The organism is Streptomyces sp. LS1784 (assembly GCF_020103755.1).
GTDB lineage: Bacteria > Actinomycetota > Actinomycetes > Streptomycetales > Streptomycetaceae > Kitasatospora.
Genome location: NZ_JAHSQD010000619.1, coordinates 1 through 4,589, shown reverse-complemented (window position 1 = coordinate 4,589; position 4,589 = coordinate 1). Strand labels below are relative to the sequence as shown.

Genomic DNA, 4,589 nt, shown 5'->3' with positions numbered 1-4,589 from the left:
GGGCGGTGCCGCAGCGCGCGGTGCGCCGGCCGACCCGCTCGCGCCACTCACGCACCAGCCGGGTCTTGCCGATGCCCGCCTCGCCGGCCACCAGCAGCAGCTCGGCCCCCTGGCCGCCCGCCACCCGGGCCAACGCGGCGTCCAGCTGGGCCAGTTCGCGCTCCCGGCCGACCAGCGGGACGTCGAAGCGGCGCAGCAGCTCCGGGTCGTCCTCGTCCAGGCCGAGCAGGCGGTAGGCGGTGACCGGTTCGGCCTTGCCCTTGAGGTGCAGCGGGCCGACCTCGTCCACCTGGGCGGCCGGGCCGGCCGCGCGCAACGTCTGCGGGCCGATCAGCACCTGGCCGGGCGCGGCCTGGGTCTGCAGCCGGGCGGCGATGTTCACGGTCTCGCCGGAGATCAGCGCCTGGCGCGCGGAGGCGTCCGAACCCGCCACCACCTGGCCGGTGTTGACGCCGATCCGGACGTCCAGGCGGACCCCGAGGGTGGCGTCCAGCTCGGTGTTGAGGTCCTCCAGGTCCTCCAGCATGGCGAGCGCGGCGGCCAGCGCCCGGTGGGCGTCGTCCTCGCGGATCACCGGGACGCCGAAGACGGCCATCACGGCGTCCCCGATGAACTTCTCCAGGGTGCCGCCGTGCGCCTCGATCCGGCGGTGCATCCGCTCGAAGTAGCGCAGGATCACCTCGCGTAGGGTCTCCGGGTCGAGTGCGCCGGACAGGGCGGTGGAGTCGACCAGGTCGCAGAAGACCACCGTGACCAGCTTGCGCTCCTCGGCGGCCAGGTCGAGGGCGGCGCTGCGGGGGGCGCCGCAGGAGGGGCAGAACTGGTCGTTGGTGCCGACGAGCTGGGCGCAGAGTGGGCAGGGCATGGTGGCCGTCCTTCGGTCGTCCTTCGCTGTGCGGGCGTGCGCGGCGGAGCGGAACGGGTGTGCGCGGGCGTTCCGGGCCAGGGTTGCGGCCACGGCTTCGGGCCCGGTCGGAGAACGCCCGGCGAACGGTATGGCCGCAGGTGGAGCGGGCGAGGGGGCCTCCCGGGAGGGCCGGCCAGGGGCCCCGCAGGCCGGCGCAGCCGCGCCGGCCTGCGGACATACCGGCCCCCAACCGGCCCCGAAGCCGGGCGCAGCCGGCCCTCCGCAGCATGGTGGGCAACGGCGGGCAGCCGCTCGCCGGAGCCCTGACCACCCCCATGCGGAAGGGAGTTCGACCATGGCCGAGAACATGGAGCAGCAGAACGTCGGCGAGAACGGCGAGGAGACCCCGGAGGTCGAGGCGCACGCCGCCAACATCCTGGACCTCCAGTCGATGAAGGTCCTGAGCGAGGCCTCCGACGGCAGCTGCTTCAGCCTGATCAGCTACGTCAGGGGCACCGAGACCACCGCCTGAGCGGAGTCCGGACGCCGGGCCGTGCACGGGGGCGGACGCACCACCGCCCCCGGCCGCCGGCCATCGCAAGGCTTCCGGGGCGGTCCCGTCGTGACGGGACCGCCCCGGCCCGATCCGCACCCCCTCGGATGCCCCCGCCGACCACGGAGGACGGCCATGGAACCCACCCCGCTCGCCCGCAACCGGGACTTCCGGCTGCTCTGGGCCGGCGGCCTGCTGGCCTCGCTCGGCTCCCAACTCGCCTCGATCGCTCTGCCGTTGCTGGTCCTGCGGGAGACCGGCTCGGCCGTCGGGGCGGGCGCCATCGGCACCGTCTCGGTCGGTGCGCTGCTGCTCACCACGCTGCCCGGCGGGGTGCTCGCAGACCGGATCGAGCGGCGCCGGCTGCTGCGGATCTGCGACGTCTTCAGCCTGCTCGCGGTCAGCGCCCTGGTCGTCGCCGTGCTGTGCGGGTACACCCCGCTGCCGTTGGTCCTGCTGGTCGCCGCCGCCGGGGCGCTGATCTCCAGCGTCTACGGGCCCGCCGCCGGCGCCCTGCTGCGCGCGGTGGTGCCCACCGGGCAGGCCCGCGAGGCCTCCTCCCGGATGCAGGCGCGCGGCGCCGCCGCCCGGCTGATCGGACCGCTCGGTGGTGGGGCGCTGTTCGCCTGGCACCCGGTACTGCCGTTCCTCGCCGAGGGCGTCGGCCTGCTGCTGTCCACGATCTGCGTGGCGCTGATGCGGACCCGCTCGCTGCCCGCCACGGCGAGCGGACCGGTGTTCAGTCGGGCCGAGCTGACCGCCGGACTGGCCTTCGTCTGGCACCAGCCCTACCTGCGCACCCTGCTGCTGATCTTCGGCCTCGGGATGAACTTCGCGTTCAGCGCGCTGATGTTCGCCACCCTGGCCGTCGCCTCCGACGGCGGCCACTCCGGCATCGGCGGTGGCACGGTCGTCTCCTGCACCGCGGCCGGCGCCCTGGCCGGCGCGTTGCTCGCCCCGAGACTCGGTGCCCGGGCCCGGGACGGCAGCCTGGTCGCGCTCGCCTGCTGGGCCTGCGCGCTCACCGCCGGGGTGCTGGTGCTGACCCGGATTCCGCTGCTGATCGGGCTGCTCTGCGCGGCCTGCATGTGCCTGTCCACCGTCGCCAGCATCGGCTTCGTCTCCGGGATGCTGGTCGCCGCGCCGCCCGACCGGGTCGGCCGGGTGCAGAGCGCGGCCGGCTTCCTGTCCACGCTGGTCCAGCCGTTCGGCCCGCTGGTCGGCGGCACCCTGCTCGGCTCGTTCGGCGGCACCCGGACCTTCGCCCTGCTGGCCCTGGCCATCGCGCTCTGCGCGGCCGTGGTCACCTGGGCGCCGCCGGTCCGGCGCGGACCGGTGCTGAGCCCCGCCGTCTGAACACCGCGCCGTCTGACACCCCGCCGTCTGAACACCGCGCCGTCTGAACACCGCCCGTTCCCGGAAGAGGAGGTGCGCCATGGCCGGCGCCCGCGAGATCCAGCTGTACTGCCTCGCCGACCCGACGTACTACGACACCCCGGGACGGCTGCGGGACGGGGAGAGCCGCTACCCGCTGGGCCTCGGCGAGCCGCCCGAGGGCTGGCGGCGTGAGCAGCGCGGGCTGTGGACGGTGCTGCGGCCCGACGGCTCCCGGCTGCCGGAACAGGGCTGGAAACTGCACGTGTCGGCGACGGCGGACGGCGCAGAGCGGACGCTGGCCGCCGTCGCGCGGATCTGCGTCGCCCGGCGGGTGGCGTTCAAGTTCCTGCGCAGCCCGGCGGCGCTGCGGGTGGCGAACGGCAAGTCCGCGGGGCGCGGCAGCAGCGGCAAGTTCGTCACCGTCTACCCGGCCACGGAGGGCGAATTCCTCGCTCTGGCCGAGGAGTTGGCCGAGGCGCTGGACGGCTTCCCCGGACCGTACGTGCTCACCGACCTGCGGATCGGCAACGCGCCGGTGTACGCCCGCTACGGGGCCTTCGTCGAGCTGTGGTGCCAGGACGGGGCCGGACAGCCCGTCCCGGCCCTGCGGGACCCCTCCGGCACGCTGGTGCCGGACTCGCGCGAGCCGGTGTTCCGGCTGCCCGGGTGGGTCGAGCCGCCTGCGGCGCTGCGCCCGTACCTGGCAGCCCGGCAGGCGGCCGGCGGGCACCTGCCATACCACATCGTCGAGGTGCTCCGGTTCTCCAACGCCGGCGGGATCTACCTGGCCGAGGGGCACGGCACCGGCGAGCGGGTGGTGCTGCGCGAGGCCCGCCCGTACGCCGGGCTGGACCGTGCCGGGGCGGACGCGTTGACCCGGCTGCGGCGCGAGCAGTGGGCGCTGGAACGGCTGGCCGGGCTGGGGTGCGTGCCCCGGCTGCACGAGGTGCGCACGGTCTGGGAGCACACCTTCCTGGTGCAGGAGCACATCGAGGGCGTCCAGCTGTTCGACGAGGCGATCCGGCGCTACCCGCTGGTGCACCAGAACTGCACCGCGGAGCAGCGCGCCGAGTACGCGCACTGGGTGGGCGGGGTGGTGGCGGGGCTGGAGGAGGCGCTCGGTGCCCTGCACGAGCGGGGCGTGCGGTTCGGGGACCTGCACCCGGCCAATGTGGTGCTCCGGCCCGACGGGTCCGTGGTGCTGGTGGACTTCGAGTACGCGGCCGAGCTGGACGACCGGCGGGTGCCGGTGGCCGGCGCGGCCGGACCGCGCATCCCGCCCGGGCTGGACGGCGCCGACGCCGACCGGTACCTGCTGTGGGTCACCTGGCTGATGCTGCTGATGCCGGTGCTGGAACTGGCCGACTGCGACCCGGGCAAGCTCCCGGCGCTGGAGCGGCGGGCACGCGAGTGGTTCGGACTGGGCGAGGAGGAGGGGCCGGTGCGGCCCGGAGCCGTGGCACTGGTGGAGTCGGCGAGCGAGCGGCGCGGGCGGGAGCTGCTGGACGGGCCCTCGCTGGGCCCGGTGCGCCGGGAGCTGATCGCGGGCATCCACGCCGGCGCCACCCCGGACCGGCCGGACCGGCTCTTCCCCGGGGACGTGGCCGGCTTCGCCGACGGCGGTACGGGCGTGGCGCACGGCGCGGCCGGGGTGCTGTACGCGCTGCACCGTGCCGGGGCCGACTGGCCGCAGGAGTACGCGGACTGGCTGGTCGCCGCGGTGCGCCGGCGGGCGGACCGCCCGGGCACCGGGGGGCTGTACGACGGGCCGCTCGGCATCGCGCTGGTGCTGGCCCGGATCGGCCGGGCGGA

General features: G+C 75.6%; 4 protein-coding genes. 3 read left to right on the top strand and 1 reads right to left on the bottom strand.

Annotated features, from left to right (window positions below; genetic code table 11):
* Positions 1-865, bottom strand: an 865-nt coding sequence (locus KS423_RS39090; protein WP_224284485.1) for an adenylate/guanylate cyclase domain-containing protein, incomplete at its 3' end; no start/stop codon positions are given.
* 337 nt (positions 866-1,202) lie between these two features.
* Between KS423_RS39090 and KS423_RS39085 the strand changes: the two genes are divergently transcribed.
* The 3 genes from KS423_RS39085 to lanKC form a co-directional block, all read left to right on the top strand.
* On the top strand, positions 1,203-1,379 hold the full coding sequence (locus KS423_RS39085; protein ID WP_224284484.1) for a hypothetical protein: 177 nt from the start codon (positions 1,203-1,205) through the stop codon (positions 1,377-1,379).
* A gap of 156 nt (positions 1,380-1,535) precedes the next feature.
* Entirely contained in the window at positions 1,536-2,756 is a 1,221-nt protein-coding gene (locus KS423_RS39080) for an MFS transporter (protein ID WP_224284483.1), read from the top strand.
* Positions 2,757-2,835: 79 nt separating this feature from the next.
* Positions 2,836-4,589, top strand: a 1,754-nt coding sequence (lanKC, locus tag KS423_RS39075; RefSeq protein ID WP_224284482.1) for a class III lanthionine synthetase LanKC, incomplete at its 3' end; no start/stop codon positions are given.

Coding starts and splice junctions, on each gene's coding strand:
- KS423_RS39085 (WP_224284484.1), top strand. CDS start 1,203: ATGGCCGAGAACATGGAGCAGCAGAACGTCGGCGAGAACGGCGAGGAG.
- KS423_RS39080 (WP_224284483.1), top strand. CDS start 1,536: ATGGAACCCACCCCGCTCGCCCGCAACCGGGACTTCCGGCTGCTCTGG.